At 48.6% G+C, this 25,422-nt stretch carries 27 protein-coding genes; 9 read left to right on the plus strand and 18 right to left on the minus strand.

All coding sequences use genetic code 11. The features are described from left to right. Positions 1-6 precede the first annotated feature (6 nt). Complete coding sequence (locus tag HWY38_RS18625; RefSeq protein WP_224182371.1) at positions 7-534, minus strand: SH3 domain-containing protein; 528 nt, start codon at positions 532-534, stop codon at positions 7-9. A gap of 131 nt (positions 535-665) precedes the next feature. Then, complete coding sequence (locus HWY38_RS18630; RefSeq protein WP_003155492.1) at positions 666-935, minus strand: YfhJ family protein; 270 nt, start codon at positions 933-935, stop codon at positions 666-668. 123 nt (positions 936-1,058) lie between these two features. Here HWY38_RS18630 and HWY38_RS18635 point away from each other — a divergent pair, with 123 nt between their 5' ends. From HWY38_RS18635 to HWY38_RS18645, 3 genes are all read left to right on the plus strand, one after another. Then, entirely contained in the window at positions 1,059-1,211 is a 153-nt protein-coding gene (locus HWY38_RS18635; protein ID WP_003155495.1) for a small, acid-soluble spore protein K, read from the plus strand. Between the two features lie 142 nt (positions 1,212-1,353). Then, positions 1,354-2,265: a trypsin-like serine peptidase gene (locus HWY38_RS18640; RefSeq protein WP_044801978.1), complete on the plus strand. Its 912-nt coding sequence runs from the start codon at positions 1,354-1,356 to the stop codon at positions 2,263-2,265. Next, positions 2,228-2,617 (plus strand): DUF2606 family protein, encoded by a 390-nt coding sequence (locus tag HWY38_RS18645; protein ID WP_007610158.1) that lies wholly within the window; start codon positions 2,228-2,230, stop codon positions 2,615-2,617. The genes HWY38_RS18640 and HWY38_RS18645 overlap by 38 nt, the downstream gene beginning before the upstream one ends. Positions 2,618-2,656: 39 nt before the next feature. Here HWY38_RS18645 and HWY38_RS18650 read toward each other — a convergent pair whose 3' ends face one another. From HWY38_RS18650 to recX, 3 genes are all read right to left on the minus strand, one after another. Next, complete coding sequence (locus HWY38_RS18650; RefSeq protein WP_025284446.1) at positions 2,657-3,850, minus strand: MFS transporter; 1,194 nt, start codon at positions 3,848-3,850, stop codon at positions 2,657-2,659. 144 nt (positions 3,851-3,994) lie between these two features. Then, positions 3,995-4,309: a YfhH family protein gene (locus tag HWY38_RS18655; protein WP_007408553.1), complete on the minus strand. Its 315-nt coding sequence runs from the start codon at positions 4,307-4,309 to the stop codon at positions 3,995-3,997. Positions 4,310-4,315: 6 nt separating this feature from the next. After that, on the minus strand, positions 4,316-5,107 hold the full coding sequence (recX, locus tag HWY38_RS18660; RefSeq protein ID WP_224182372.1) for a recombination regulator RecX: 792 nt from the start codon (positions 5,105-5,107) through the stop codon (positions 4,316-4,318). A 91-nt stretch (positions 5,108-5,198) separates the two neighbouring features. Here recX and HWY38_RS18665 point away from each other — a divergent pair, with 91 nt between their 5' ends. The 3 genes from HWY38_RS18665 (at position 5,199) to HWY38_RS18675 (ending at position 6,528) form a co-directional block, all read left to right on the plus strand. After that, positions 5,199-6,098 (plus strand): TIGR01777 family oxidoreductase, encoded by a 900-nt coding sequence (locus tag HWY38_RS18665; RefSeq protein WP_088037533.1) that lies wholly within the window; start codon positions 5,199-5,201, stop codon positions 6,096-6,098. Between the two features lie 57 nt (positions 6,099-6,155). Continuing rightward, complete coding sequence (locus HWY38_RS18670) at positions 6,156-6,266, plus strand: YfhE family protein (protein ID WP_003155504.1); 111 nt, start codon at positions 6,156-6,158, stop codon at positions 6,264-6,266. Between the two features lie 70 nt (positions 6,267-6,336). Further along, positions 6,337-6,528 (plus strand): YfhD family protein, encoded by a 192-nt coding sequence (locus HWY38_RS18675; protein WP_003155508.1) that lies wholly within the window; start codon positions 6,337-6,339, stop codon positions 6,526-6,528. Positions 6,529-6,567: 39 nt separating this feature from the next. Here HWY38_RS18675 and HWY38_RS18680 read toward each other — a convergent pair whose 3' ends face one another. From HWY38_RS18680 to mprF, 3 genes are all read right to left on the minus strand, one after another. Beyond that, positions 6,568-7,152 carry a nitroreductase gene (locus HWY38_RS18680; protein ID WP_022552782.1) on the minus strand — a complete coding sequence of 195 codons (585 nt, stop codon included), beginning with the start codon at positions 7,150-7,152 and terminating at the stop codon, positions 6,568-6,570. A gap of 76 nt (positions 7,153-7,228) precedes the next feature. Then, a complete protein-coding gene (locus tag HWY38_RS18685; RefSeq protein WP_224182373.1) occupies positions 7,229-8,113 on the minus strand; it encodes a PhzF family phenazine biosynthesis isomerase in 885 nt (294 codons plus the stop codon). A 94-nt stretch (positions 8,114-8,207) separates the two neighbouring features. Further along, entirely contained in the window at positions 8,208-10,778 is a 2,571-nt protein-coding gene (mprF, locus tag HWY38_RS18690; RefSeq protein ID WP_224182374.1) for a bifunctional lysylphosphatidylglycerol flippase/synthetase MprF, read from the minus strand. A gap of 168 nt (positions 10,779-10,946) precedes the next feature. On the opposite strand from mprF, the gene HWY38_RS18695 reads away from it, so the two are divergent. Beyond that, on the plus strand, positions 10,947-11,429 hold the full coding sequence (locus HWY38_RS18695) for a MarR family transcriptional regulator (protein WP_007610142.1): 483 nt from the start codon (positions 10,947-10,949) through the stop codon (positions 11,427-11,429). A 109-nt stretch (positions 11,430-11,538) separates the two neighbouring features. Beyond that, entirely contained in the window at positions 11,539-13,131 is a 1,593-nt protein-coding gene (locus tag HWY38_RS18700) for an MFS transporter (protein WP_224182375.1), read from the plus strand. Here HWY38_RS18700 and bstA read toward each other — a convergent pair. The 5 genes from bstA to HWY38_RS18725 form a co-directional block, all read right to left on the minus strand. After that, positions 13,091-13,633 (minus strand): bacillithiol transferase BstA, encoded by a 543-nt coding sequence (bstA, locus tag HWY38_RS18705; protein WP_007610139.1) that lies wholly within the window; start codon positions 13,631-13,633, stop codon positions 13,091-13,093. The two genes, HWY38_RS18700 and bstA, sit on opposite strands and share 41 nt — an antisense overlap. A gap of 25 nt (positions 13,634-13,658) precedes the next feature. After that, complete coding sequence (locus HWY38_RS18710; protein ID WP_007408543.1) at positions 13,659-13,931, minus strand: ribonuclease inhibitor Barstar; 273 nt, start codon at positions 13,929-13,931, stop codon at positions 13,659-13,661. A 22-nt stretch (positions 13,932-13,953) separates the two neighbouring features. Continuing rightward, complete coding sequence (locus HWY38_RS18715; RefSeq protein WP_224182376.1) at positions 13,954-16,365, minus strand: PEP/pyruvate-binding domain-containing protein; 2,412 nt, start codon at positions 16,363-16,365, stop codon at positions 13,954-13,956. Positions 16,366-16,624: 259 nt separating this feature from the next. After that, a complete protein-coding gene (locus HWY38_RS18720; protein WP_224182377.1) occupies positions 16,625-17,713 on the minus strand; it encodes an acyltransferase family protein in 1,089 nt (362 codons plus the stop codon). Next, the gene (locus HWY38_RS18725) at positions 17,704-18,306 is read right to left on the minus strand and encodes an NAD(P)H-dependent oxidoreductase (protein WP_224182378.1); all 603 of its coding nucleotides are present in this window, start codon (positions 18,304-18,306) and stop codon (positions 17,704-17,706) included. Before HWY38_RS18725 ends, HWY38_RS18720 begins: the two co-directional genes overlap by 10 nt. Before the next feature lie 214 nt (positions 18,307-18,520). Between HWY38_RS18725 and HWY38_RS18730 the strand changes: the two genes are divergently transcribed. Beyond that, complete coding sequence (locus HWY38_RS18730) at positions 18,521-19,072, plus strand: PadR family transcriptional regulator (protein WP_014304649.1); 552 nt, start codon at positions 18,521-18,523, stop codon at positions 19,070-19,072. 37 nt (positions 19,073-19,109) lie between these two features. Here the strand turns inward: HWY38_RS18730 and cyoE are convergent, their stop codons facing one another. The 5 genes from cyoE to HWY38_RS18755 form a co-directional block, all read right to left on the minus strand. Next, complete coding sequence (cyoE, locus tag HWY38_RS18735; RefSeq protein WP_224182379.1) at positions 19,110-20,057, minus strand: heme o synthase; 948 nt, start codon at positions 20,055-20,057, stop codon at positions 19,110-19,112. A 361-nt stretch (positions 20,058-20,418) separates the two neighbouring features. Continuing rightward, positions 20,419-21,276, minus strand: a complete 858-nt coding sequence (locus HWY38_RS18740) for a VOC family protein (protein WP_224182380.1) — start codon at positions 21,274-21,276, stop codon at positions 20,419-20,421. Between the two features lie 16 nt (positions 21,277-21,292). Beyond that, on the minus strand, positions 21,293-21,697 hold the full coding sequence (locus HWY38_RS18745) for a DoxX family protein (protein ID WP_012117101.1): 405 nt from the start codon (positions 21,695-21,697) through the stop codon (positions 21,293-21,295). A gap of 166 nt (positions 21,698-21,863) precedes the next feature. Beyond that, positions 21,864-23,675 (minus strand): ABC transporter ATP-binding protein, encoded by a 1,812-nt coding sequence (locus HWY38_RS18750; RefSeq protein WP_224182381.1) that lies wholly within the window; start codon positions 23,673-23,675, stop codon positions 21,864-21,866. Next, positions 23,656-25,389 (minus strand): ABC transporter ATP-binding protein, encoded by a 1,734-nt coding sequence (locus tag HWY38_RS18755; protein WP_224182382.1) that lies wholly within the window; start codon positions 25,387-25,389, stop codon positions 23,656-23,658. Before HWY38_RS18755 ends, HWY38_RS18750 begins: the two co-directional genes overlap by 20 nt. Positions 25,390-25,422: the final 33 nt, after the last annotated feature.

A 25,422-nucleotide genomic window follows, 5' to 3' on the forward strand; every position in this document is an offset into this window, starting at 1 on the left:
GAATCTTTATTTTTGAGTTAAGTCGGCCGTTTTCACATAACCTGCTTTCCCGCCGTATGTGACGTACGCCCATTTACGGTCAAATCCTCCGTCATGGCTGAACCCCCAGCCGAGCACATTGACGGTTTCACCCGCTTTAACGGACCCTTTTTTGCCGGTTTCCAAAGTCGGCGTATAAAAAGCGGTTTGTTTCGCCGTCACCGCCTTCACCGGCTGCTTCATCAGAAAATGCGTGGAAATATAGGCTTTGTGACCTTTGTAGTCAATTTCAGCCCAATCTGCTCCTTGAAGCCGTTTAACCTTTACGGAATCCTCTGAACGAAGCGTGCCGATAATCGACCCTTGTTTATTTGGTTCTTTGCGGACGTTAAGTTCTCCTGCTTTCACGATATATGTATCTGCTGCGGTGTCTATTTTTATCTGGTGCACTGCTGCGGCATTCGCTGCCGGATCAAAAAACACGGTGCCTGCGGCTAAAAATAAGCAAAGTCCTGCGGCCGGAATAAATGCGGTTAACCCCTTCTTCATGTTCATTGTGGTTCCTCCCCGCTATTTTATGAGTTATTACACATTTCCACATTCCGCGGGTCGTCAAACATGATTTTCCCATTTCTTTTATAAAAAGAAAAAACCGCCGGACGGTATCCGGCGGGTGCACTGCTATGTTAATGCAGGAGACCCCTGCTTTGATCCAAATAATGAGAAACGTCTTCCCGAACGCTCTGGAACATATGGAGCTTGCTGCCGTATGATTCGATCCATTCCTTGACGACGCGTTCTGTCATTTGCTCTCCTTGATACGGGCGGCCGGCTTTTGCGTAAGTCGCTTCGAAATCTCCCCATAAAAGCTCAACCCAAGTTCGCGCTTGCAAATAGCTGAGCATGTCATTTTTCTCAAGCAGCAAATTCGTCAGTTTGTCGATATATGTATTCATGTCTCTGTCTCCTTTCCTTGGGAAAACCTGCTGCTTTTACGCAGCTTGTCACAGGCATATACTAACTTTACGTCTTCAATCCAGAAGGCGCAACCTTTTGATATTGGCCGAGGGGGAAAACAAATGGTCCGGAACAAGGCAAAAGGATTTCCTAATCAGAACAATAATAAGTTTGAAGGCGAACCGCGGGCAAAGGATGACTACGCTTCTAAACGGGCGGACGGTTCAATTAATTCGCACCCGCAAGAGCGCATGAGAGCTTCAGGCAGACGATAACACACCGTAAGAGACCGGGAATGATCCGGTCTCTTTTTTGCGAAAAAAAACATCCTTTTGCGGTCATAACGCTAAGTAAATTCCATAATATGTTAAATGTTCAACCGAAAGCCGGTAGACAAAAAAGGAGGGGTTTTATAAAATGAAGACAGTTTCAAAACGATTGCTGAGCCTTACCGCATTCTTACTGTCAGTTTCATTATTTGCTGTTTCAGCAGAAGCAGCGGGCAGCCCGCAGACATCTGTATCAAACAGCGGTGAGGAGTTTGACGCCAATCTGAATCAGCCTGTACAAACAACACAGACATCCCCCGCTTATGAAGGAACGGGCCTCACCAAAAGACAGCTTGCACAAAACAGCAAAGCTGACATCAAGTCATTAAAGCCTTCCAGTATTATTGGAACAGACGAACGAATCAGAATTTCTCCTACAACATCATTTCCATATCGCGCGACAGCACAGCTGACCGTCACATACAGCGGCAGCACAAGCACCTACGGATGCACCGGTTTTTTTGTCAATGCCGACACGATCGTTACGGCGGGACATTGCGTGTATGACCAGAAAAACGGCTGGGCATCGAAAATTACGGCAGCTCCCGGCCGCAACGGGTCATCGTACCCGTACGGCTCTTATTCAGGAAAGACATTCTACAGTGTCAAAGGGTGGACAGAAAACGGTGACACAAACTATGACTACGGCGCAATCAAAGTAAACGGGTCGCCTGGGGATACTGTCGGCTGGTACGGCTACCGGACGACCAACAGTTCCAGTCCGGCCGGGCTTTCCTCAACCGTGACAGGATATCCGTGCGACAAAGTGTCCGGTTCGATGTGGTCGGACAGCAAGCCGATACGTTCTGCCGAGACATATAAACTCACCTACACGACAGATACGTTCGGCTGCCAGAGCGGATCGCCCGTTTACCGCAATTACAGCGACACCGGCCAGACCGCCATTGCCATTCATACAAACGGCGGGTCGTCTTACAATCTGGGAACAAGGGTGACAAACAGTGTATTCGACAACATTCAATATTGGTCAAATCAATAAAGCTTTTGTTTTCTTTCTCGCGGCGGCCGTTTTATGCGGATGCGGCAAAGCGGATGATTCCGCCGCCAAAAAAGCACTGCCCGTTACGCTCCATGCTGAGGATGCAGACGGTTCACCGGCGGCCGGTGTGACGGTCACCGTGATGAAAGCGGCGGAGTCAGATCATCAGCCGAATATAGACCGCGGAGAGATAATAGGCAAGACTGATCACCACGGCGAGATTGCATGGAAAAGCGGCGTGAAAGGAACCTATGCCGTCGTTTTTGAAAAAGACGGAGTACCGGAAACCCGGAATATTTCCTTAGCTGAGAGTGATAAACATACGGTGATCAGCATTACATTGAAACACTGAAAAAAACTTGCAGGCGGAAAATCCCCTGCAAGCTTTTTGTTATCCTTTATGCACTTGGTATTCATAAACATCTTTCTTCTCAGACAGATGAGCGAACGTGGAAAGCACAAGGCCGAGAGCTGTCATCAGCGCACCGCCGGCAAACAGCCATGAGTAAGATCCCGTTCCGCCGAGAATCAATCCGCCGATCCAGGCGCCGAGCGCGTTTGCCAGGTTAAAGGCGGAAACGCTCACCGCAGCGGCGATTGTCGTGCCGTTTTCAGAGGAAGAAATAACCTTGGTCTGCAAAAGCGGCGGCGTGCCGAACGCACATGCGCCGAATAAAAATGTCGCTGAAACCGCGGCGGCTGGAAAAACGGCGATATAAGGAAAAATCGCCAAGACGCCGATCAAGCCGATCATCACACCGATCATCGTGCGTGTCAGCAGTTTGAGCGGCACTTTCCCCGCGAAGAAATTCCCCGCCACTCCGCCGAGACCGTAGGCAAATAATGCGCCTGTAATGCCGACTGTGCCGAACCCCGCTGAATCTCTTAAAATCGGCTCAATAAACGTGTAAGCGATAAATACGCCTGAGTAGCCGAGAATGGTGATCGCAAAGGAAAAAATCACTTGTTTATGCTTAAAGACACTCCATTCATTCATCAGCATCGGAATCACTTTCGGTTTCCGGTTCGGTACGACCAGCATCAGTCCGATCAGCCCGATCATGCCTAAAACGGAAATAATGAAAAAGACGGCCCGCCAGTTAAGGGCATCTCCTAAATATGAGCCGAACGGAACGCCGAGCATCAGCGCCACGGTTAATCCGCCGTTCATGGAAGCCGCGGCGGCGGAACGTTTTTCAGGCGGTACCATTTCACTCGCAAATACCATGGCGATCGCAAAAAAAGCTCCGTGGATGGATGCGGATAAAATTCTGGAAATCGCCAGCACGGCGAAGTTCGGCGCAAAGACGCTCATCAGGTTGGCAAGGACGAAGATGCCCATCAGCCCTAGCAGCACCGGCTTTCTCGGCAGCTTAACCGCGATAATGGTTACGATCGGGCCCGTCAGGCAGACGCTTGCCGCGTACGCCGTAACAAGCATGCCCGCTGAAGATACATGTATATGAAAGTCATCGGCAATCGACGTCAGAATACCCATGACAGCGTATTCCGTATACCCGATGGAAAATGTGCAGATCATTAAAACAAAAATCATTAATTTCACAGATGGCTGTTTCATTTTGATATTCAACGCAAATCGCCTCCTTTTTATTAAAAAAACAACGAAGTCCATCTTAAAAGATATTAAAAATGAATTCAATCATTTTTTACTGAAAGGTTGAAACGAATGTGCCCGAAAAGAAAAAGAGGCCGGAACCGGCCTCTTTTGTTATTTTTTTTCTTTTAAAACGGAAATCGGCAGTGCTTCTTCCCCGTCTGACGGGGAAGATCTGTGTCCCCAGGCGAATACGCCGTTGATGTAATCAATGCGGAAAGTGTCATCAGAACCTTCTATCTGATACACCCCGCCGGGCCGAAAGTCTTCCGGGTTGAGCATGTAAGCTTTGGCCATCGTAATTTTCCGTTCAAGCACGGCCAGTTCATTTACAATGCCCATCTGTTCCGCTTTTCGCGCTTTTTCCGTCAGTCCCGCAATTTCTGTCTGTAGTTCATGAGGCGTCATTTGACTGTATCGTTTGTCCATTTCAGTTTACTCCTCTTCCTGCAAGAATTGATCAATATCGTCAATCGAGAATCCTTTTCTGAATAAGTACTGTTTGATCTTCATTCCGCTTTCATAACTGCCGTCATAGCGGTATTTCCTGATCGCTTTTTCCGCATGAGCCTTCAGAGCTTCCATCTCGGCTTCATCATCATTTTCATACTCCGTCTGCTCCAGAGCGGCATTGATGACGTCGAAAGGGAAACCTTTTCGCTGAAGCTGCATCTGCGCCCGCTGTCTGATCTCTTTTGTGGACAGCTTTTTGTCCTTTTTCAGGATTTTGCCGATATGTTTCAGCGCTTCTTGTATCTGCTCATCAAATGTAAACGCACTGAGCGTCTCCTTGATGGTATCGTCGTCTATTCCTTTCGCTCTCAGCTCGCGGAACAGGACGTCAGGGCCTTTGCCGTTTGTTTTTTTGTGGGTGCTCGTATAGGCTTCGGCAAATTCTTTGTCATTTAAGTAGCGGTAATCGTACAGTTTATGGATGACTTCAGAAATGACCATGTCCGGTGTTTCTTTTTTCTTCAGATGATCCCGGACTTCTTTTTCAGAGCGCATCCGGTATGATAAAAATTCTACGGCGCGGTTAAAGGCTTTTTTCACGTCATCGCCGTACTGGATTTCAAGAATGTCAAGCTCGTCCAGTTCTTTCCCTTTTTTCAGGTCAAAACGCACAAGCACGTCGGCGTCGACGCTGAATGCATATTTCTCATCAAGAAAGATGTTGAAGCGCTCGGTATTTTTCTTTTGGGTCGATATTTTTGTAATAAACGGCATCCCGGTCTCCTTCCCCGCCCCGATGTTCAGGCGTTTTTCTTTTTGGCAAATGAGGTACAGTATATGTATCAACGTGTAAGGAGAGATGGATATGAATATCGCGATGACAGGCGGCACTGGTTTTCTGGGCCGGCATCTGACAGGTGTGTTTACCCGCCGGGGACATCATGTCTATATTTTATCAAGAAAACAGAGAGAAACCGAACAAAAAAATGTGACATATGTTCAATGGCTGGCCGAAAACGCGGCGCCTGAGCGCGAGCTTCCCCCTATTGATGTATGGGTGAACCTCGCCGGCAAATCCATCTTTGACCGCTGGACGGACACAACGAAGGAACAAATCATTTCAAGCAGAATAGAAGCGACGAGAGAAGTCAGACGGATTATGAAGCAGCAGCCGAAAAAACCCCGGGCTTTGATTCAGGCAAGCGCCGTCGGCATTTACGGCACAAGCACAGAGAAAACGTTCACTGAGCAGTCCGATACGTCAAATGAAGACTTTCTCAGTCATACGGCTCATATGTGGGAGCGTGAAGGCCAGAAAATTGAAGCGCTCGGCATCCGGACGGTATATGCCAGATTCGGCGTGATGCTCGGTGAAAAAGGCGCCCTGCCGCTCATGGTTCTCCCTTATAAGCTGTTAGCGGGCGGCACCGTCGGCTCTGGACGGCAGTGGCTGTCATGGGTTCATGTCGATGACGCCGCGGAACTTATTGCTTTTGCGGCGGAGCATGATGACTTGTCCGGTCCCATGAATGTGACATCGCCGAATCCCGTAGAAATGAAGCAATTCGGAAAGACGATCGCAAGCGTCCTGCACCGCCCCCATTGGATTCCCGTACCGGAATTTTTTCTGGAGAAGGCCTTGGGAGAAATGAGCCTGCTGATCGTAAAAGGCCAGCGCGTCCTGCCTAAGCAGGCGCTGACATCCGGTTTTCAGTTTACGTATGAAGAACTTGAGTTGGCTTTAAAGGATATCTTATCTGCATAAAAACGGAAATAAAAGCCAATCCTATTGGTATTCTGTTTTGAAGGAGGGTCTTCTTTTATGGAAAAGAAGCGCGAAAAACATCAGCAGGGAGCCAATCTGAAAAAAATGCAGGAAGTCCTTTATTCCGGTGAATTTAAAAAAGCGGAAAGAGCAGCCAAACGGAAATAAACTGAATAAAGATCAGGACCGGGCAGATACTATGTTTGTTTGATATCACTTTTTTCAGGGGGCGATTGATATGGGCAGAAATCATACTCACAAAAACCGTGATAAAAACAAACAAAAACTTCCTCAGGTTCCGGATGCTTTGAAACGCGAAACAGACGGCACGTACGAGGAATATTCAAGCGAGCTTGCTGATTCCGCTGACCGCGAAGCGCAGGCGCGGATGAAAGCCGCGGACAACAGAGCTAAAAGCAAAACCCGCTAATACGAAATCCCCGCCTCTGTATAGAGACGGGGATTTTTTTTACAGTTCGGTAAACAGGCTTTTTGCCGGCGTCCGTTCTTTCGCCTTAGGCTGTTCGTCCGGATAGCCCGTTTGAATGATGGCGGCAAAGCGCTCATTGTCCGCAAGGCCGAAGTCTTGGTGCACCTGTTTGTCATACATAATGCGGCCGCTTTTCCAGACCATGCCGATGCCGTTTTCATGTGCGAGAAGCTGAAGGTTTTGAATCATGCCGCTCAGCGCCGCGAAATCATCGTTTCTCGTAAATTCATTTTCATCTTCTTTTAAGACGACCAGTAAAAATCCCGGAACGGCGCTGAGGTTTTTTCTCATGTTCCGCTCTTTTTCCTCGTTGAAATCATCTTTTATCTTTTTGAAAAATGAGACGTAGCTGTCCGCAAGCTTTGCTTTTCCCGCTTCGCTTGCTGCGTAGATAAAACGCCATGGCTCCGTCAGTCTGTGGTTCGGTGCGTAAACGGCTGTTTCAAGCATCTCTAATATGACTTCAGAAGGTACGGTTTCCGGTTTAAACGACCGGATGGATCTTCTGTTTCTGATTGTATGTGCAAGACTTTCGTTTTGCTGTAATTGTTCGGTTTTCGGCATGCCGATTCACCTTCCTATCCAAATGAAAATGATTATCATTTATAATATAACGGATACGACCGGCTTTTGTAAACCGTTACGGAAGCTGAAAATTGATTGTTTCGGCATACACGGCCGTTCCCGTCATCTTGATGTTCATCTTTTCGTTATCTTCTGTAATCCTGATTTCCACTTTTCCGTCTTTCCCGATTTCCTGACCTTGTTCAATCGTGAGGCATTCAGCTTCGGAGCCTCCGTATTGCCGCATATAGGCCGCCATGACGCCTGAAGCGGTTCCCGTGACGGGATCTTCGGTCGTACCGGAGAAAGGGGAAGAAAAATGGCGTCCGTGCAGATCACTTTCCGGATGAACGGTTTCAAGAGAAAACGGATGAACGCTCGCTTTCGGAAGATCGCACAAAATAGCGGGGAATTGTGCGTTGTCCGGCACCATATTCCGTGATGCTTTAAGTGATCTCAGCGGAACAATCAGTGTCCAGATCCCCGTTGATCCGTAGACAATCGGCAGCTCGCTGTGAAAATCCTCAGCCGTAATCCCGAGCGAGGCGGCAAGCTTTTCTTTGTCGCCCGTAAACGGCAGAAATTGCGGGGGAGCCTGTTCGAGTGTGATGTATACCCGGCCGTTTCGTTCAGCGGCTTTTGCGGGAAGAATGCCGGCTTTTGTTTCAATTTGATATGTCTGATCAGCCTGAAGCCTTCCCTTTTCAATTAATGCGTAAAGAGAGGCGACGGTAGCATGTCCGCATAAATTCATTTCGTGGCCGGGTGTAAAATAGCGGATGCGCAGATCGGCTTCTCCGCTTTTACAGAGAAATGAGGTTTCATTGTACCCTGCCATTTCGGCGATCATCTGCATCTCTTCATCTGAATAATCATCTCCGTTAAAGACGATTCCCGCGGGATTTCCCAAATCCGGAATATCGGAAAACGCTTCATATTTAAACACGGTTGCCTGTTTCATTCATCAGCCTTCCTTTCACCTTATGATCATGTTATTCAGTATAACAGAGTGAAATTAGAATTTTTAGTCAATTTTTTTTAAAAAAAGACGCCTTTTAACGGCGTCTTTTTTTGGTTTTTCCGATCAGGCGGGTGACGAGGATCATCGTGACGGACAGCGATCTGTTTTTGCGGTATGCCAAGTATTTCCCGCGCCACTCCGGTTTGTATTTTTCTTTAAAGGCCCGCAGCCCGCTGAAGCTGTACATATACCGGACGTTGTTGAAGATGACGGCCGCGATTCTTTCCGACCAGAAAGATGTAAAAGCCGTACCTACGTTTGACAAAGGCGCCATGCCCATATTGAAGGTGGTATAGCCTTTTTCCTGCGCCCAGAGAAACAGACGGATGAAAAGCGCGTCCATAATACCGTTCGGCGCGCTTTTCCGATAACGCATCAAGTCGACGGATATCTCGCCTTCCTGATACATCGGCATCAGGTTGGCAAAAGCGATGATCTCCCCTTCCGCGTCTTTCACGTAAGCAATCGGCGCCTGTTCCAGATAATCCCGGTCGAAGAAACCGAGAGAAAAACCTTTCTCTTTTTTCGGACCGAGCCATTCGTCCGAAATGTCTTTCAGCTTGGCGATAAACTCGGAGGAAAACGGCGGTTCCCCGACATGAAATGTGTAGCCTTCGCGGTCAAATTTGTTGTTAATCGCCCGCAGCCCCGCTTTTTTCTTACCTGAGAGCGTAAAGGCCTCCATATCCACGAACGCTTCTTCTCCAAGCTTGAAGAAGTTATAGCCGAAGTCATGGTACAGCGCCAGATCTTCACGTTCGATCTGATAAAACATGACACTCAGCCCCTGCTTATGCGCTTCATTCAGAAATTCCTCAATCACAAGCGGAAAAGAGTCTCTCTGTCCTGACGGATCACCGAGCACGACAAGCCTCCTGGAAATCTGGCTGAACAATAAAAGCGCTTTGCCGTCGCTTGAGAAATAAAACCGCTTATCCCCGAGAAAGCCGAGATGGCTGAGCGCATTTCCGCCTTCTTCCGCCAAAAAGGACTTCAGCCGTTCAGGATCGGCCTCTTCTCCGATCGGCTTCGATCTTTTATGATAAAAGAACGTAAACAAAAGGAAAAACAGCGGCACAACAATAATGGCCGTCATCGTGGCATATGTAATGTGCGAATTGTTATGGACGAAATAGTCGTGGCGCAGGAGCCGATTCATTTTATCCCAAATAAAGCCGGCAATGAGATTGTAGTTAAACAAGGCGATAATAAACAGAGCGGCCGCAAAAATCATCTGGCCGAGCGTATACGATGCCTGCTCTCTGATAAACTGCCGCTTTAACAGCACAAGCAATACGATGACGACAGGCAGAATAAAGATCGCGCTGATGTTCATTCCTTTTAAGAAACTGAACACAAAACCGCCGACCAGCGCGGCAACCGCCATTGAATAAGAACGTTTCGTCCGTTTGTATAATTCAATCGGCAAAATTAATAGAATCAAAGCCGCGCTTAGCGATAACGCGTTAAACGCAAGGAGCGCCGGGCGCGGAATGTGCGGAATGACCGTCTCCCTGTCGATCGGCAGGGCGACGGACGCAAGCACAACGACTCCCGACACGAAAACCAAAAGCGACAGCGAACCGTAAAGCACCCTGATTAAGATGGCGCGCTGGAATACGAGAAGCACGTTCGTCGTTTCCACGGCAGGCGCCATCTTCGGATTTGATTCCAGCCGTTTAAGCGTATTTTCCGTTAAGTCGCCGGCCGCAAAGAACAGCCCGAACACAAACGGAATAAATGAATACACAATCCGGTAGATGACGATGGATGTCACAACCGCCTCCTGTGGAAAGCCCATATTCTGCATGCCGAGCAGAAACAGAAGGTCAAACGAACCGAATCCTCCCGGCACAAGGCTGATGATTCCCCCGATAGCGGCAATGGCAAATACCCCGAATACATGGCGGACATCCGCGTGAATCCCCATGACATACAGGGAATAATACATGACGACGGCCGCCGCAAACCATTCGGCAAACGATGCCCCGATGTAAGAAAAAACCGGATGCCTCGGTTTTGCTTCACCGTCTTCTGCGCCAGCTTTTTTATTGTTGATCCCAGCGGCGATTAAGGCTGCCGGCACAATAAGCGCCACTCCGGCGATAACAGCCCACAGCCACGGTTTCTCACCTGTAATCTCTCCAACCGGCAGAACCCGGGCGATGGTCAGGATACTGAAGACGGACAGCCCGAGCAGCGCTGAGGACGTAAGCCAGGCGATGCCTGCGACGAGGCGTTTTACGTCATTCGTATGTTCTTTGTAAAGCATCGTCCGCAGCCCGACGCCCGCCAGACCGCCGAATCCAAGGACATTGTTAAAGGAATTGGCGATAAAAGAGACCCTGAATACTTTCCAATTCGGAATGTTGAGGCGAAGCGTCCGTTTCAGCACAAAGTCATAAAAGGACATCGCGCTGACGGCAAGAAGGCCGAGCAGAACGAGAATAAATAAATCGTAACGCTCAATCCCGTTAATAATGTACAGCGTTCGTTTAAAAGAAAGGTCTGTCAATTCCTTTTTGGACTGATAAATGACTAAAAGCAAAACTGCAATAGGAAATAATACTTTTAATATCGATAAGGCATTCTTTTTAGTCAGCAATGTTCTCTCCAATCATCATAAAATAGCTTATTTATTATAATTCCCCCAATAATCTCCAACATATTATACACTACCACCTCACATTCAAACAAAACTCGCCTGCAACTTTCTTTCTCTGATTAAAATCAGTAATATGGTATGCAGGAGTATGAATGAGGAAGTGAGACGATGGATTATAATCTGCATGATACAACGGTATTAGGCGGTGATATTTTTTCTCCTGAGGAACGGGATATTTGGGTGCTGTATATGAAAGTGATGACATCGGCGGGGCTCGGCGATGTGTCGGAGTGGATGAAGCTTGATATGAGCATGCCGCAAATGAAGGTGCTGATGCTTCTGAACAACCACGGGACGCTTAAGGTGAGTGACATAGCGGAGAAAATGGGCGCTTCCCTTTCAAATACGACGGGGCTGCTTGACCGTTTAGAAAAATCATGTTTCATTACACGCGCTCCGTCAGAAGAAGACCGCCGTTCAGTCGTCGTTCAATTAACGGAAAACGCGAAAGATATTTTCCGCAGCCTTTATCAAAAAGGACATGTAAAATTGAAGCGTTCATTGGAAACGCTGACCGCTGAAGAAAAACAAACGGTCAATCAAGGGCTTTCCATTTTGGCAAGAGCGCTTGATTCTTCCAAACAGGGATAGAGATGAAAAAGGCCTGCCGGTATCGGCGGCCTTTTTTTGTTTGACATTTAATTCATTTGAAGTGAATAATATATTCGAAGTGAATTAAAAAACGGAAGGATTGATCAGTATGCCGGAGCCATTGCAAACAGAAAAAAACCAGAGCTGGGCCATCACTCTCTTTACGATCGGTGTGTTCATGGCGGCGCTGGACAACGGAATTATTTCCGCTGCTCTGACGACGATTAACAGATCTTTTGATGTTTCTCCTTCATGGGGATCGTGGGGAGTGACCCTTTACACATTGGGACTCAGTGTCAGTGTGCCGATTGTCGGCAAGCTGTCGGACCGATACGGGCGGAAAAAGCTGTTTATGATTGAAGTCGGGCTGTTCGGACTCGGCTCTTTGCTTGTCGCACTCAGTCAGAGCTTCCCGATGTTTTTGGCGGCACGGCTCATTCAGGCCCTTGGCGGCGGCGGAATTTTTATTATCGGGAGTTCGCATGTGCTGGCCGTGCTTCCGAAGGAGAAACAGGGGAAAGCTCTCGGGCTTTTAGGGGCGATGAACGGTATGGCGGCCGTCCTCGGACCGAATATCGGGAGCTTTTTGCTTGATGTAACCGGGTCGTGGCATTGGCTGTTCTTGATTAATCTGCCGATTGCCGCCGCTTTGATTGTGTGCGGCGGTTTGTTTATCGCTGAAACGAAAGAGCCTGAGGCGAAACGGCTTGACCTCGCCGGCACAATGCTGCTGTCTCTTGCGATCTTATCTTGCATGATCGGCATCACGAATCTCGATGGGGCGAAGCTGTCAGAAAGCATAATGAACGTAAAGGTGTACGGGTATATTTCGGGATCGGCACTTCTCTTTCTGGTGCTGCTTAAGGTCGAAAAGCGGGTTGAAAACCGAGGGGGCGATCCGATTCTCGCCTACTCGCTGCTGCAAAATAAAGTGTTTCAATGGACGCTCGTCATCGGATTTTTATCGGGAGGGCTGCTCGCTGCGGTCATTTTTATTCCTTCTTATGCGGAGCAATATTTGCACGTCTCGGCGGAGAAAGCGGGTTATTGGATGACGCCGCTCGCGTTGGCGTCAGGAATCGGAGCGTGGCTCGGCGGGGCGATCACGGATAAAAAAGGGCCGGTCTTTTCCGCGGTTGTATCAGGCGCCATCGCATTTGCAGGCTTCAGCCTGTTTCCGTTATGGGTAACGGATAAATGGGAATTTGTCACAGCGAGTGTCATTGCGGGGATCGGTTTCGGATTTCTGCTCGGGGCTCCGCTGAATGTGCTTGTATCAGAAACGGCGGGCCAAAACAAAGGAACAGCGCTCGGCACGCTGTCACTCGTAAGGCAGGTCGGGCTGACGCTCGCTCCGGCTTTATATGCCGGCTTCATTACAGCGGGCTTTGACCGGATCGGAGATGACATCAAAAACCGTTTAGCGAAAAGCGGCATTCCCGCTGATCAGGCGCAAATGCCCGATATCGGCGGCGGACTTTCTTCGTTGCAGGAGCAAGTGAGCCGAATCCCCGTTCCCGCCGTCAAAAAAGCGGTTTCTGATGCGATTGAAGCGGGCATTTCCAGCGGCTACCACCATCTTTATACGGCAGCCGCCGTCATTTCATTATGCACGATTGTGTCTGCGGCGGTTTTGGCGTATTTCCGGAAGCCGGCATCCTCTAAGACAGATGCCAGCCCATCCGCCGGGAAAGCTCAGTAATATGGGCGATGTGATGTTCAGAGTGCCAGACATATAGCCCGAGCGCTTGTTCCAGCGTAACCGTCTCTTTAGATACAGGATGGAAGTATGTCCGTTTGAATTGGGCTTCCGTCATGGAGCGCAAAAGAGCGGCCCATCTTCTGTGCAGGATCGTTAACAGCTCAAGCGCATCTCCGCAAGCGGCGGTTTTGGAATCATGAAGATCGGCCCAGCCTTTTTCATCATAAGGACGGATTTCCGGTTCATTCTCCGTTAAGCTCAATTTAAACCGGGTATAGCCGTTCATGTGGCTGTCCGCCAGATGGTGAACCACTTGTCGGACAGTCCATCCCCCTTCGCGGTACGGCGTATCAAGCTGACTGTCCGACATCGCTCTGACAGCTTGTTTCAGTTTGGCCGGAGCGTGTTCCAGCGCATTGATCCATTCTTGTTTCTGTCCGGCCGAAATCGATTCAGCCGGCTGATATTCTCCAATCGGATAGCTGAGGGTTTGTTTTTCCATTTTTGTCTCTCTCCCGCTGATCGTATTATGAAAGTATGATGGTGATGTCGCAGCCTTCCGCTTTCGCTTCACGAAAGACCTGAAGCACACTCTCGGCGCCATTTTCTGTAAGCTGCTTGCTTTGTTCAAACTGTCTCCATTCTAAAACGAGGGGGTATTCCACCCATCCGGTCAGACAATCCCATAAAGCGTCAAGGTTTTCACCGTAGTATTCAGGAAGGGCAAGTTCCTTTTTCAATGTCTGGTGCAGGTCGCTCATACTTCTGATTTGCTCCCCGTTAATAACTGCTTTATTCATGCGCGGCTCCTTTCCCATGTTTTTATTCTATCAGTTTACCATTTTCCTCTTCAGAAGTGGCCGGAGTCTGCCGCGGTTCCAGCTGGACGATGCCTTGCCCGCCGTCAACGGCCACCCTGTCCCCCGTTTTCAGTTTTGACGTTGCATTTCCGCACCCGACAACGGCAGGAATCCCCAGTTCCCGGGCGACGATCGCCGCGTGGGACAAAGGGGCGCCGACATCCGTGATGATAGCAGCCGCTCTTGGAAAAAGCGGGGTCCAGCCTACATTGGTTGTCGACGTCACTAAAATTTCCCCCGCCGCAAAAGAATCCCCGTCTTCCGGAGCATCAAGGACACGGACAATGCCCTCCACTCTCCCGGCCGCTCCCGCGAAACCTTTTAAAGTATGCGCATCATCAGTTTCCGCAGGCATAAAAGCATCGTAATAATCCGCTCTTCTGTCAGGATCCTCAGCCCATTTAAACGGATTGAATCTTCCGTTAATAACAGATGGGAACGGCGGCAGTTTTTTATAGGTTTCATAGTTTTGCTTTCTCGCTTGAATTGACGCAACCGCCGGCTCTTTCCCCGCGAGCAGATCGGTTATTTCATGCAGATACAGGAAGAAAATATCGTCCTTCATGCCGGTCATTTCCGCCGCTCTGAGTGCGAATGCTCTGGCTGTCCGGTACACCCTGACAAATTCGGATCTGGTTGTTTCTCTAATATTCGCGTATTCTGACGCTTTTTCCATTTTGGCTTTGAGCCATTTGACCTTATGAGGATACTTTTCTTCAAATCTTCGGAAGGCCTGTTCATGCGCCCGCTGCTGTTTCAAAAGCAGTTGTTCGGCATCAATACCCGACTCCTTGTGTTCTTTGATCTGCTTCGTCAGCCAATCCCGATTTTCTCCCGGATGCGGTATGGAAAGTTCGTATTCATGCGGGCCACGGTGGCCTTGGTTCCTGAGGTATTCTTCCTCGCTCATACGGCCTTTCATGACTTGATCAATGCCGATAATCGGCTCCAGGCTGGCCAGTCCGCCTTTTCCCCTCAGATTGGAGAGCAAGAGATTCGCATCTTCTATCCCTGCGAGTTTTGTTAATTGAGAGGTTAACGACGAAGAGGATTGCGCAGAATCACGCCCGCCGGATATTAACGCAAACCACGCGTTGCATAAATACGGATAGATCTCATTGTTCCATATCGCTAATAATGCCCGCTCCGTTTCGGCACGTTTCAGCTTTTCCTCAATATTCCGGCACCACTCCGGCGATTCGTCCAAGTAGGAGGACATGTTTTTTTTCGCTTGCTTCATTTTCGACAGATACGGTTTCAGTTTTTTCGGGATGATCTTCAAAAGTTCATACTTTGAGAACGGATATAAAGGAATCTTCATTTCCGCCGGGATTTCTCCCAATGTATCGCTCATCATTTTTCCTATTTTTCCGCCTTTCGGATTCAGACCGAAAGCGGCAAGAACGGAAAGAGGCTGGCTCATATTGTTATAGGCTCTGCCGCAAATATTGCCGGACCAGACATAATAGCCCGGAATAATGCCCGACTCTTCATCCAGATTCCGGAGGAGCGACCATGTCAGCGGCGTCATCACATCGGGAATCGCTTCTCCTATATTGGTGTTTGTCCATAAAAAATCACCGCTGAAAGAATCATTCCATTCATAGGTTTCCAGATTTCCGGCTTGTAAGGTCGTAATCGGGCGGGATTGAAGAATATACAATGTCCCGCCCGCGGCAGCCCATTCAATATCCTGCGGCCCTCCAAGATCTTTTTCCAGCTTTTTCGCCAGTTTATAGAGCTTTGACGCATATTTGCGAAATTCCCCGGGGCCGTCATATTTTTTCTTGGGCCGTGCCAGTTTAAAAGAATAGGCATCGGCTTCCCCGGAAACAAGCTGCTCCCCGAGACCGTAGACGTAATTGCCTGTCATCTCCCGCCTGCTCCCCGTAATCGGATCTGCGGTAAACAGCACTCCGGATATCTCAGACGGTATCATCAGCTGGATGACGATTGCGATTTCATGCTCATCTTCCATTCCCTGAACGGCGCTGTACGCTTTCACTCTTTCTGACTGTGTCGATCGGCGGACTTCATCAATCGCCCTGAACATGTCTTGATCTGTTTTGACATTCAACACCGTATCGAATTCTCCGGCAAAGGAAGCCTGAGCGGAATCCTCGCTCAGCGCGGATGAGCGTACGGCAAACAACGCAGATGCATGGCGGCTGCGGATGGAATTCACATATTGATCAACAGCCTCTCTCGCCTGATGGCGGAGCTGTCCGTCCTGAAAGGCAGACGGCAAAATCACAAACCCTTCAGGCACAGGATACCCGCTTTGATACATTTTAGAGAGAATGCTTCCTTTTCCTCCCGCAAAGGAATAAAGTTCGGCCGGAAGTTCTCCGAATGTTTTGACACAGTGATTCATAATGTCCCCGCTCCTTTTTAGTCGTTCATCCAAGCTCACAGTTTTTCTCTTTTTCACTTTTTTTGAAAGTATTTCCTATAATTATACAATATATCGGTCTTCACAAGGGAGAAAATCGATGGCGTTATTTTGTCATAAATGCATCCGTCAAAACGGTCGCAGGCGGGGGGGCTTTGTTTGCAGGATGTACAACTATCCGTCCTCGTGCCGGATAAGGCGGACCCGTATCAAAAAAGGCGGCCGAAACGCCGCCTTTTTTTCAGACTGTGCGGCCTTGATGCGCCGCCGTATTTCTTTTGGTCTGCTTCGGCTGATACACTTTCCCGACAAACAGGTATCCATATCTGAAATGGTTGCACACCCAAGATACGAAAATGGGACCGAGCGTGCAGATCAAAAACAGCAGAAGGATGGCAGCCGCTAAAGGCATTGACCGCAAATAGCCTTCCAGAAGATATCCGCTGATTAAAAAGTAGGAGTGCAGCAGATAGATTGAAAACGAATAGTTGCTGATCATCATCACAATCGCGGGCACTTTTTTGAGCTTTGAAAACAGATGAAAACACAGAAAGATCATACTGACCGCGTAAATCATAATATCCGGACGCTTAGAGGAAATGGAGCCGCCGCTGATATATGAAACGGCCACAATCAATATTGCCGATACGGCCGCACTGAAGTAAACCGCATAACGGTACTGATTGATGAGCGCTAAAAAACGCGGATATTCCTTTCCGCAATAAAATGCCAGACAGAAATAAAACACCCAGCCCGGAAACGGAACCCAAAAGAACGGAAAAATAGAATCAAGCCCCGATGATGCCGGCGGATGAACGATGGAAAAGTAAGCCAGATAGACGGCGTTGATGATAAACGAAACAGACAGCACCCACACGGGAGATGTGTTGTTCAGCCAGCGGTGCAGCAGCATATGGAGAATGTAAAATTGAAAGATCACAAGAATGAAGTAGCCGATGAAGTTTCCTAAAAACACATTTTCTAAAAATTTACCGATCACTGAAACGAATCCGGCTCCTTCTTCCGCCACGCTTTTCATTAAAATGGCATCCACCGCGGCAATAAACAGAAACGGCACGAAAATGACTTTGCCCCTTTTCTTTAAAAAACCCGCGGGAACGCCTCCCGGGTATGACCTGGCAAGCAGAAATTCCGAAATAAAGATAAACGCCGGCGTGCTGAACATCAACAGGGTCCGAAAAGCATCAACCGTGTGGGCGGCACTGGCTAAGGACTCTTCCTGAATCATCAGTACCATTGAAACTGCGTGAAGCAGAACCACACTTAAACAGGACAGGCAGCGAATTACGAAAATTTCTTTTATCTGCATGCGGCCGCTCCTTTTTCACAAGCGCGCCGGACTTTAGCGTATGCTTGGCGCAGCCATTTTTCCCGCAGCTCGGGTGTGCTCGTTTTGACGACAGAAAAAAGATTCCGCTCGGCTTTTTGAATGCCGCAAAATTGCAGAATGCCTTTTTTCAGCGTAATCCAGTCCGAGTTTTTCCGGAACCACTTTAAGTACCAGCCCGGGGAATCCGCCGTATAAAAGACTTGTGCCGTCTCTGCCCGGAGCAGTCCTTTTACGCGGCCGTTTTCATATGTGTAGGCTTCTCCGGCAACAAGCACTCTGTCAAAAAAGCCTTTCATAATCGCCGGAACGCCTCCCCACCACAGCGGGTAGATGAAAATGAGATGATCCGCTTCTTTCATCAGTTTCCGGTATTTCTTCGTTACAGCGTCCCGGTTCATGTCAGAGCGCTTTTTTTCGCCGCCGTACTTCAGCACGGGATCAAATTGGTCGGCGTATAAGTCAATGACCGTATAGCTTCGGCCGCTGTCCTTTAAAGCCATGACGACGTATTTTACGAGAGCCGCATTGAAACTGTTCTCATCCGGGTTTGCATACACAATCACCGTCTTCATATGTCCCTCCCAGTATTTCTTAATTTTTACAATGATTATATCATGATGTCATATGAATGAGGCAAAGACATGAGAAAGGCTTTTTGATAACCCCTTTCTGCATATTTTCGCTGATTTTGCCGCCGCAGATTCAATTACAAGCATCCGGCACTTCTGCGTTTTTGAGCGGCCGTATGGTATACTAGCTGTCAAATGAATGGGCTTGGAGGACAACATGAGAATTTTAAAGTACGCGATTTTAGGGCTTTTGCGAAAAGGCGAATTGAGCGGATATGATATATCGAGCTATTTTAAGGAAGAGCTCGGCCAGTTTTGGAGCGCAAAGCACAGCCAGATTTATCCGGAATTAAAAAAACTGACGGCTGAGGGATTTATTACGTTTCGCACTGCGATTCAAGGAACAAAGCTTGAGAAAAAAATGTACACGCTGACTGACAAGGGAGAGCTGGAGCTTGCTGCCTGGCTGACGAAAAAAGACCCGATTCCGGAAACGGTGAAGGATGAATTTATGCTGAAGGCTTATTTCATCTCAGCTTTGACGCAGGAAGAAGCGGATGAGCTATTCACCGATCAGCTCGTAAAGCGGCAGGAGAAATTGTCCGATCTGGAAAACAGTTATCAAGAACTGATGACATCGTCCGCGGAGGCGGATTCATTTTCTTCTCCTGATTTCGGCCATTATCTCGTGCTGACAAAAGCGCTTGAGCGGGAACGGAATTATATTTCCTGGCTTGAAGATATTTTGGCTCTCATCAAAAAAGCATAAACAAAACGGGGCGGCTCTGTATCTGCAAGCCGCCTGTTTACGTTCTGAGAACCGCATTGATAAACGAATCAGCCATTAAAATAAGAAAAAGCAGACTGAAATACACAATCGAATAAAAAAACATCCCCTTCGACCATTGCGTGTCATCCGCCGCCTGAAAGCCTTTGATGCTCCGGTACAGCCAGATAGCCCCGAGCAGAAGAGCGGACGCGGTATAAAACGGGCTGACGTCTATATATAGAGGAACGAGCAGCGAAACCGCAGTCAGAACGGCAATATAGCGCAGCATTTTTATTTTTGTGACGCGATTGCCTTTTATAATCGGCAAAAGCGGAATGCCGGCGGCACGATACTCTTCCTTTCGCCTGATTCCGATCGCCCAGAAATGCGGCGGCTGCCACAAAAACATAATCGCGTATAACAAAATCGCGGGCATATCAATGTACCCGGTCAGCGCGCAATAACCGATTAAAGGCGGAGCCGCCCCCGGAAAGCTGCCGACAAATGTGCTCCAGACGGATTGTCTTTTAAACCAAAGCGTATAAACGACGGCATACAGCAAAAATGCAAGCAGGCCAAGAACGGCGGTCAGTACATTAAGCGAAGCAAGCATGATGAATCCGCATGCGCCGAGACATGTGCCGTACAGGATCATGACCGGCGGCGGTATTCTCCCCGTGACGCTTGCGCGGGTCCGGGTTCGCGCCATTTTTGCGTCCATGCCGCGGTCAAAGAAGTTATTAAAAACAGTGCTTGATGCCATGACCAACGCCGTTCCGATCATAGCAACCGTCATGGCGGCAAATATACCGGGCCCTCCGACCGTCCTTTCCGACTGAAGCCATGCGATCCAAAATCCGCCCAATGCGGCGAGTGAATTTGAGATGATAATCCCCGGTTTGGCAAGAATGATAAAGTCCTTGACCGTCACCCGGTTTCCGTTATGCTTCATAGACTGTTCCGTCTGTGCTGCATTTGAATTCATTTGTTCAGGTTCTCCTTTTTCGGCTTATCATATCAGGAAGAATCAGGAAGAACAATTTATTTTGGACATTTTTCACATAATTGTAAATTGTATATGAAAAGCCGCATCTTGTGACCGGATGCGGCTTTTGCCTTTTTCTATTCAAATTCTGCCCATACAACACCCTGATCCGCCGAACGGACACAATTTTCAATCCAGCGGATGCCCTGAGCTCGGGCCGGCGATGGCGGGCTCCATGCGTCATTTTTGCGCCTCACTGAGATGTTCGCTCTCTTCAGTCACAGACGTTCTTTCCCGAGCCTTTTCAAGAAAAACTTCAGAAAAATAAAAACCTTGCCGATTAGACGGCAAGGTTTGTTTCTTACAGTGTAAATGCGATATCCGCCCCTGATACAGGGTCTTTGACGAATACGCCCTCTTCTTTTTCTTCGGTCTCAAAGCCGGCATCGTTCAGCGCTTTTGTCACACGTGACAGCTCTTTTTGATGCGGGAGCACGATGGTGTAATAATCCAGCCCGCTTGCGTTTCCCGGTTTCGGCGGCGCATGTTTTCCGGCCCATATATTCAGACCGATGTGATGGTGATACCCTCCCGCCGAAACAAACAGAGCAGACATGCCCGCGTAATTGCCGACAATGTCAAAACCAAGAATATCGGTGTAAAACGCTTTGGCTTCCTGTAAGTCCGTCACATGAAGATGGATGTGGCCGATAACAGTTCCTTCTGGGAGACGGCTTTTCCGTTCGGCTCCGGCTTCTTCCAAAAGCCCGTCCACATCGACGGGCGCCGTTTGCATGACATAATTGTCCTCTGCATCCCGGCGCCACGTGCTGCGGGGACGATCGGCGTATATTTCAATACCGTTGCCGTCCGGATCAGACAGGTAAAGGGCCTCACTGACCGCGTGATCCCCCTGACCGAGCGCGATGCCGTTTTCAATCAGCCTGGCCAATGCGATGCCGAGTTCTTTCCGGTCAGGCAGAAGTATCGCGAAATGGTAAAGGCCGGTGACAGACCGCTCCGGCAGAACGACGGCGCTTGGATTTTCTTCAAGCACCAGCAGGACGCGTTTTCCGTCTGCTGACAGTCTTGCTGAACGATCTGTCTGTGAGATGACTTGAAGGCCGATTACATTCCGGTAAAAGCCGAGCGAGCGTTCCATATTTTTAATGGTCAATTTGACATAGCCGATTGCCGTATCTTGATGAATACCGGTCATTTGAACGCCTTCTTTCTTATGCTGAAAAAGTTTCGCCCTTTTTTGATTTGAAAAGGAGCTGATCCAATGAAAGCAGACGGCTTCCTGAAAGCGCTAAGTGAATTGACGCAACCAGTAAGATGAAATCAAATTCCGATCCGCCCATAAATGGTGAGGAAAGCTTCGCCGTGAAGATGGCGCCGACTAATGTGACGGCAAACAGAACGCCGATAATGCGCGTTGCCAAACCGAAAAAGATTAAAACCCCGCCGACAAGCTCAATCGTTGCGATGACATAGACCATAAAGGCCGGAATCCCGATGCTCTGGAAAAATTGCGCAGTTCCTTCCAACCCTTGAAACTTGGATAAACCGTGAACAAAAAAGATAATACCTGTTACAACCCTTAAAAGCAGTGTTCCTGTTTCGAATGATTTATTCATAAAATCCTCCTTGAAAATTATTATCACTTACTTTATGTAAGCTAGTATATATACATAACTTATTTACGTCAAGTAATTTTGTTACATTTAACGAAAATAACTTAAAAGTACTATTTGCCTTCGCAAAAAAAGACCCCCGCACTCAGTCGGAGGTCTTTTTCCCTATCTATGATTCCCGGAACTGGCTTTCATATAATTCCCGGTAAAACCCGTTCTGGCTGAGAAGTTCGGCATGGGTTCCTTTTTCAGCCATTTCGCCGTCTTTCAGCACAAGAATCTGATCGGCTTTTTGAATCGTGTTCAGCCTGTGAGCGATGATGACGCTTGTTCTGCCCGCCATTAAACGGCCGAGCGCTTCTTGTATTTTCACTTCCGTCACCGTATCAATGTTGCTCGTCGCTTCATCCAAGATGAGCAGCACCGGGTCCGCCAGCACAGCTCTCGCGATGGAAATGAGCTGTTTTTGTCCTTGGCTGATGCCCGCGCCGTTTTGGGTAAGAACGGTATCGTAGCCTTTCGGGAGCCGTTCGATGAATCCGTGGGCATTGGCGGCTTTTGCGGCTGCCTCCACCTCTTGATCAGATGCGTCCAGACGGCCGTAACGGATATTTTCCCTGATGGTGCCCTGAAAGAGAAAGGAATCCTGCAGGACAAACCCCATGTTTTTTCTCAGACTGGATCTCGTCAGTTTTTTGATGTCCGTTCCGTCGATGAGGATTTTTCCGTTATTCGGCTCGTAAAAACGGGCGATCAGGCTCGTAACGGTTGTTTTACCCGCTCCGGTCGGTCCGACGAAGGCGATTGACTGTCCTTTCGGAACGCTGAAGGACAGGTGTTTTAAGATCGGGCTGTCTTCCTGATAGCCGAAGGAGACATCTCGGAATTCAATCTCTCCCGTTTTGATCGGCTGGTACAGCGCATGCTCTTCATCTTCCCGCTCCTCTTTTTCATCCAGCACGTCAAACACCCGCTCAGCCCCGGCGATGGCCGATAACATCGTATTGAACTGATTGGCTAAATCATTTAAAGGGCGCGTGAACTGCCGCGAGTATTCGGCGAATACGACGATAGATCCGATCGAGATCCATCCCTTTAGCGCAAACAGCCCGCCGACCGCCGCTATAATCGTAAAGCTTAAATTGTTTAAAGAGTTCATGACTTTCGGAATGAATCCCGAAATTGTCTGCGCCCAAAACCCCGATGATTGTAACGCCGCGTTTTTTTCTAAAAATTGTTCCATGACGCGGTCTTCCCTCGAGTAGGCTTTAATGACCTTCGCCCCTGATATCGACTCTTCAATAAAACCGTTCAGCTCGCCGAGGTTTTTCTGCTGCTGCTTAAACAGGAGTCCCGTCCGGTTGGTGATCCATTTAATGCTCAAAAGCATGATCGGAATAATCAAAAGCGTGATCAATGTTAAAAGCGGACTCATGTACAGCATGACGGAGATTGTGCCGACGAATGTAATGACGCTCGACAGCACTTGAATGACGGATGTATTTAAAGTGGAGCTGACATTTTCGATATCATTGGTGACCCGGCTCATTAAGTCCCCGAGCCGCTGTTTATCAAAAAACGGAATCGGCAGCTCATGGAGATGGGTAAACAACTCGCTCCGCATTTTAAACACGGTGCTTTGCGAGATATTGATCATCCAATAGTTTTGAAACCATAAGGACAATGATTGCACGAGGTAAATCCCAAACAGGATGAACAGCACCCCCGCCAATCCATCTGTCGTCTGTCCGACGATAAAATGATCAATCGCTTTCCCGATGACGAACGGTCCGAGCAGGCCGAATATGGCGCTTATGACTACCATGATGATCACAAGGGTTAAAAGCCCTTTTTTCTCGGCTACATAAGACCAGATTCTGCGGCCTTTTGTATCTTTTGCTTTCGCGCGTTTTCTGCCGCCTTCATTTGATTTGAGCGGTATTTTCGGATATCGGAAAGGTTTACGAATGTCTTTTTGCATTGTCAGCTCCCTCCTTTCCGAATTGTGATTCATAAATCTGCCGGTACAGATGAGACTGTGCCATCAGCTCTTTGTGCGTGCCTTTGGCCAGCAGTTCGCCGTCTTCAAACAATAAGATGGTGTCAGCCTTCATCGCGGTCGTTATTTTCTGCGTAATAATCAGTGTCGTGCATTCATAGGATCGGATCGCTTGTAAAAGCTTCGCTTCCGTTTGAAGATCAAGCGCGCTCGTACTGTCATCTAACAGCAGGAGGGACGGCTTTCTGATAAAAGCGCGCGCGATGGAAATCCGCTGCTTCTGCCCGCCTGACAAATTGACGCCCCGCTGTCCCAGCACCGTGTCGTATCCGTTTGACAGCTTCATAATTGTTTCATGGATTTGCGCGTCTTTGGCCGCTTCCATTACTTCATCTAGTGAAGCATCCTCCCGCCCCCAGGCGATATTTTCACGGATGGTTCCCGAAAACAGAAGCACTTCCTGCGGAACATAGCCGATTTCCCTGCGCAGCCCGCAAGCGGAGAATTCACCGATCGGTTTGCCGTCTATGAAAATACTGCCCGAATCAGCCGTGTACAGGCGCGGAATCAGCTGAAAAAGCGTTGATTTCCCTGAGCCTGTCGCGCCCATAATGGCAACCGTTTCTTTCGGGCTGGCAGAAAAGGACACGTGATGCAGTGCGTCTTTTTCCATGCCCGGATAGCGGAAGGACACTTCGCGAAACTCAATCCCGCCTGCAAGCGCCCGTACCGGGTCCTGCCCCGTTCCCTCGCCGCCTTCTGTTTCCAGCACCTCGCCGATTCTTTCTCCGGAAGCCTTTGCCCGGGAAAATACCATGATGAGAAAAGGAAGGACGGACAGCGCGCCTGTAATCCGCGTCGCATAGTTAATGACGGAAACGACATCGCCGACCTGCGCTCCGCCCTGAGCAATGCTTTTGGCGCCGAACCATAAGATAAACAAAATGCAAATGTTCATCAGCAGCATTAAAATCGGCATCGCCGCTTCCACGAGACGAAAAGCGGAGACCGTTTTTTCCATCAGCTTCGTATTCGATTTCAAAAAACGTTTCACTTCGTGGTTTGCACGGAGTAGCGCTTTAATCAGTTTGATCGCCGTCAGGTTTTCCTGCATGATCATGTTGACCTGATCAAGCCGCTTTTGCACAGACCGAAACAGCGCGCCGCCTCGTTTCAGCACCCACAGCAAAAACAAAAGCAAAATCGGCACCGTGATCAGCAGAAAAAACCCGAGTTTCGCATTGACGGTCAGCGAGAGAATAATGCCGCCCGCGATCATTAACGGCGCACGAAGCATAAACCGGAGACTCATGAAAAGCATATTTTGGACCTGTGTCACATCGTTTGTCAGCCGGGTGATAAACGATGTGGATGAGAATTGCGCAAACGTCGAATAAGAGAAGGATTGAATTTTTTGAAAAAGCCCCTTTCGCGTATCATACGCATAGCTCTGGCTGATGTGGGCGGAGTAGAATGAATTTAAAATGCCCGATGCGAATGAAACAGCGGTCAGTCCGATCATCACGCCGCCCCACAGCCAAACCGTACCGAGATCCTGCTTTAAAATTCCTTCGTCAATGATTTTCCCGATCAGCAGGGGCTGTATCAGCTCTACCGCAAGCTCGATGAGCATGAAAAACAGAGCGATTCCCGCCAAAAGAGAATACGGTTTTACATATGATAAAGCCTTTGACATGTGTAAGCCTCCAAATCCTTTGTTCAATATTAT

The sequence above is a fragment of the Bacillus sp. KS1 genome (assembly GCF_020075515.1).
In the GTDB taxonomy this organism is placed as follows: Bacteria; Bacillota; Bacilli; order Bacillales; family Bacillaceae; genus Bacillus; species Bacillus velezensis.

Excerpts from the sequence above, each read along its gene's own strand:
- HWY38_RS18640 (WP_044801978.1), top strand. The coding sequence starts at position 1,354 with ATGAAGACAGTTTCAAAACGATTGCTGAGCCTTACCGCATTCTTACTG.
- HWY38_RS18665 (WP_088037533.1), top strand. The coding sequence starts at position 5,199 with ATGAATATCGCGATGACAGGCGGCACTGGTTTTCTGGGCCGGCATCTG.
- HWY38_RS18750 (WP_224182381.1), bottom strand. The coding sequence starts at position 23,675 with ATGCAAAAAGACATTCGTAAACCTTTCCGATATCCGAAAATACCGCTC.
- HWY38_RS18715 (WP_224182376.1), bottom strand. The coding sequence starts at position 16,365 with ATGAATCACTGTGTCAAAACATTCGGAGAACTTCCGGCCGAACTTTAT.
- HWY38_RS18710 (WP_007408543.1), bottom strand. The coding sequence starts at position 13,931 with ATGAATAAAGCAGTTATTAACGGGGAGCAAATCAGAAGTATGAGCGAC.
- recX (WP_224182372.1), bottom strand. The coding sequence starts at position 5,107 with ATGCCGTTTATTACAAAAATATCGACCCAAAAGAAAAATACCGAGCGC.
- cyoE (WP_224182379.1), bottom strand. The coding sequence starts at position 20,057 with ATGAATTCAAATGCAGCACAGACGGAACAGTCTATGAAGCATAACGGA.
- HWY38_RS18745 (WP_012117101.1), bottom strand. The coding sequence starts at position 21,697 with ATGAATAAATCATTCGAAACAGGAACACTGCTTTTAAGGGTTGTAACA.
- HWY38_RS18725 (WP_224182378.1), bottom strand. The coding sequence starts at position 18,306 with ATGAAGACGGTGATTGTGTATGCAAACCCGGATGAGAACAGTTTCAAT.
- HWY38_RS18635 (WP_003155495.1), top strand. The coding sequence starts at position 1,059 with ATGGTCCGGAACAAGGCAAAAGGATTTCCTAATCAGAACAATAATAAG.
- HWY38_RS18630 (WP_003155492.1), bottom strand. The coding sequence starts at position 935 with ATGAATACATATATCGACAAACTGACGAATTTGCTGCTTGAGAAAAAT.
- HWY38_RS18720 (WP_224182377.1), bottom strand. The coding sequence starts at position 17,713 with ATGCAGATAAAAGAAATTTTCGTAATTCGCTGCCTGTCCTGTTTAAGT.
- HWY38_RS18695 (WP_007610142.1), top strand. The coding sequence starts at position 10,947 with ATGGATTATAATCTGCATGATACAACGGTATTAGGCGGTGATATTTTT.
- HWY38_RS18740 (WP_224182380.1), bottom strand. The coding sequence starts at position 21,276 with ATGACCGGTATTCATCAAGATACGGCAATCGGCTATGTCAAATTGACC.
- HWY38_RS18685 (WP_224182373.1), bottom strand. The coding sequence starts at position 8,113 with ATGAAACAGGCAACCGTGTTTAAATATGAAGCGTTTTCCGATATTCCG.
- HWY38_RS18755 (WP_224182382.1), bottom strand. The coding sequence starts at position 25,389 with ATGTCAAAGGCTTTATCATATGTAAAACCGTATTCTCTTTTGGCGGGA.
- HWY38_RS18655 (WP_007408553.1), bottom strand. The coding sequence starts at position 4,309 with ATGGACAAACGATACAGTCAAATGACGCCTCATGAACTACAGACAGAA.
- bstA (WP_007610139.1), bottom strand. The coding sequence starts at position 13,633 with ATGGAAAAACAAACCCTCAGCTATCCGATTGGAGAATATCAGCCGGCT.
- HWY38_RS18700 (WP_224182375.1), top strand. The coding sequence starts at position 11,539 with ATGCCGGAGCCATTGCAAACAGAAAAAAACCAGAGCTGGGCCATCACT.
- HWY38_RS18625 (WP_224182371.1), bottom strand. The coding sequence starts at position 534 with ATGAACATGAAGAAGGGGTTAACCGCATTTATTCCGGCCGCAGGACTT.
- HWY38_RS18675 (WP_003155508.1), top strand. The coding sequence starts at position 6,337 with ATGGGCAGAAATCATACTCACAAAAACCGTGATAAAAACAAACAAAAA.
- HWY38_RS18680 (WP_022552782.1), bottom strand. The coding sequence starts at position 7,152 with ATGCCGAAAACCGAACAATTACAGCAAAACGAAAGTCTTGCACATACA.
- HWY38_RS18730 (WP_014304649.1), top strand. The coding sequence starts at position 18,521 with ATGAGAATTTTAAAGTACGCGATTTTAGGGCTTTTGCGAAAAGGCGAA.
- HWY38_RS18670 (WP_003155504.1), top strand. The coding sequence starts at position 6,156 with ATGGAAAAGAAGCGCGAAAAACATCAGCAGGGAGCCAATCTGAAAAAA.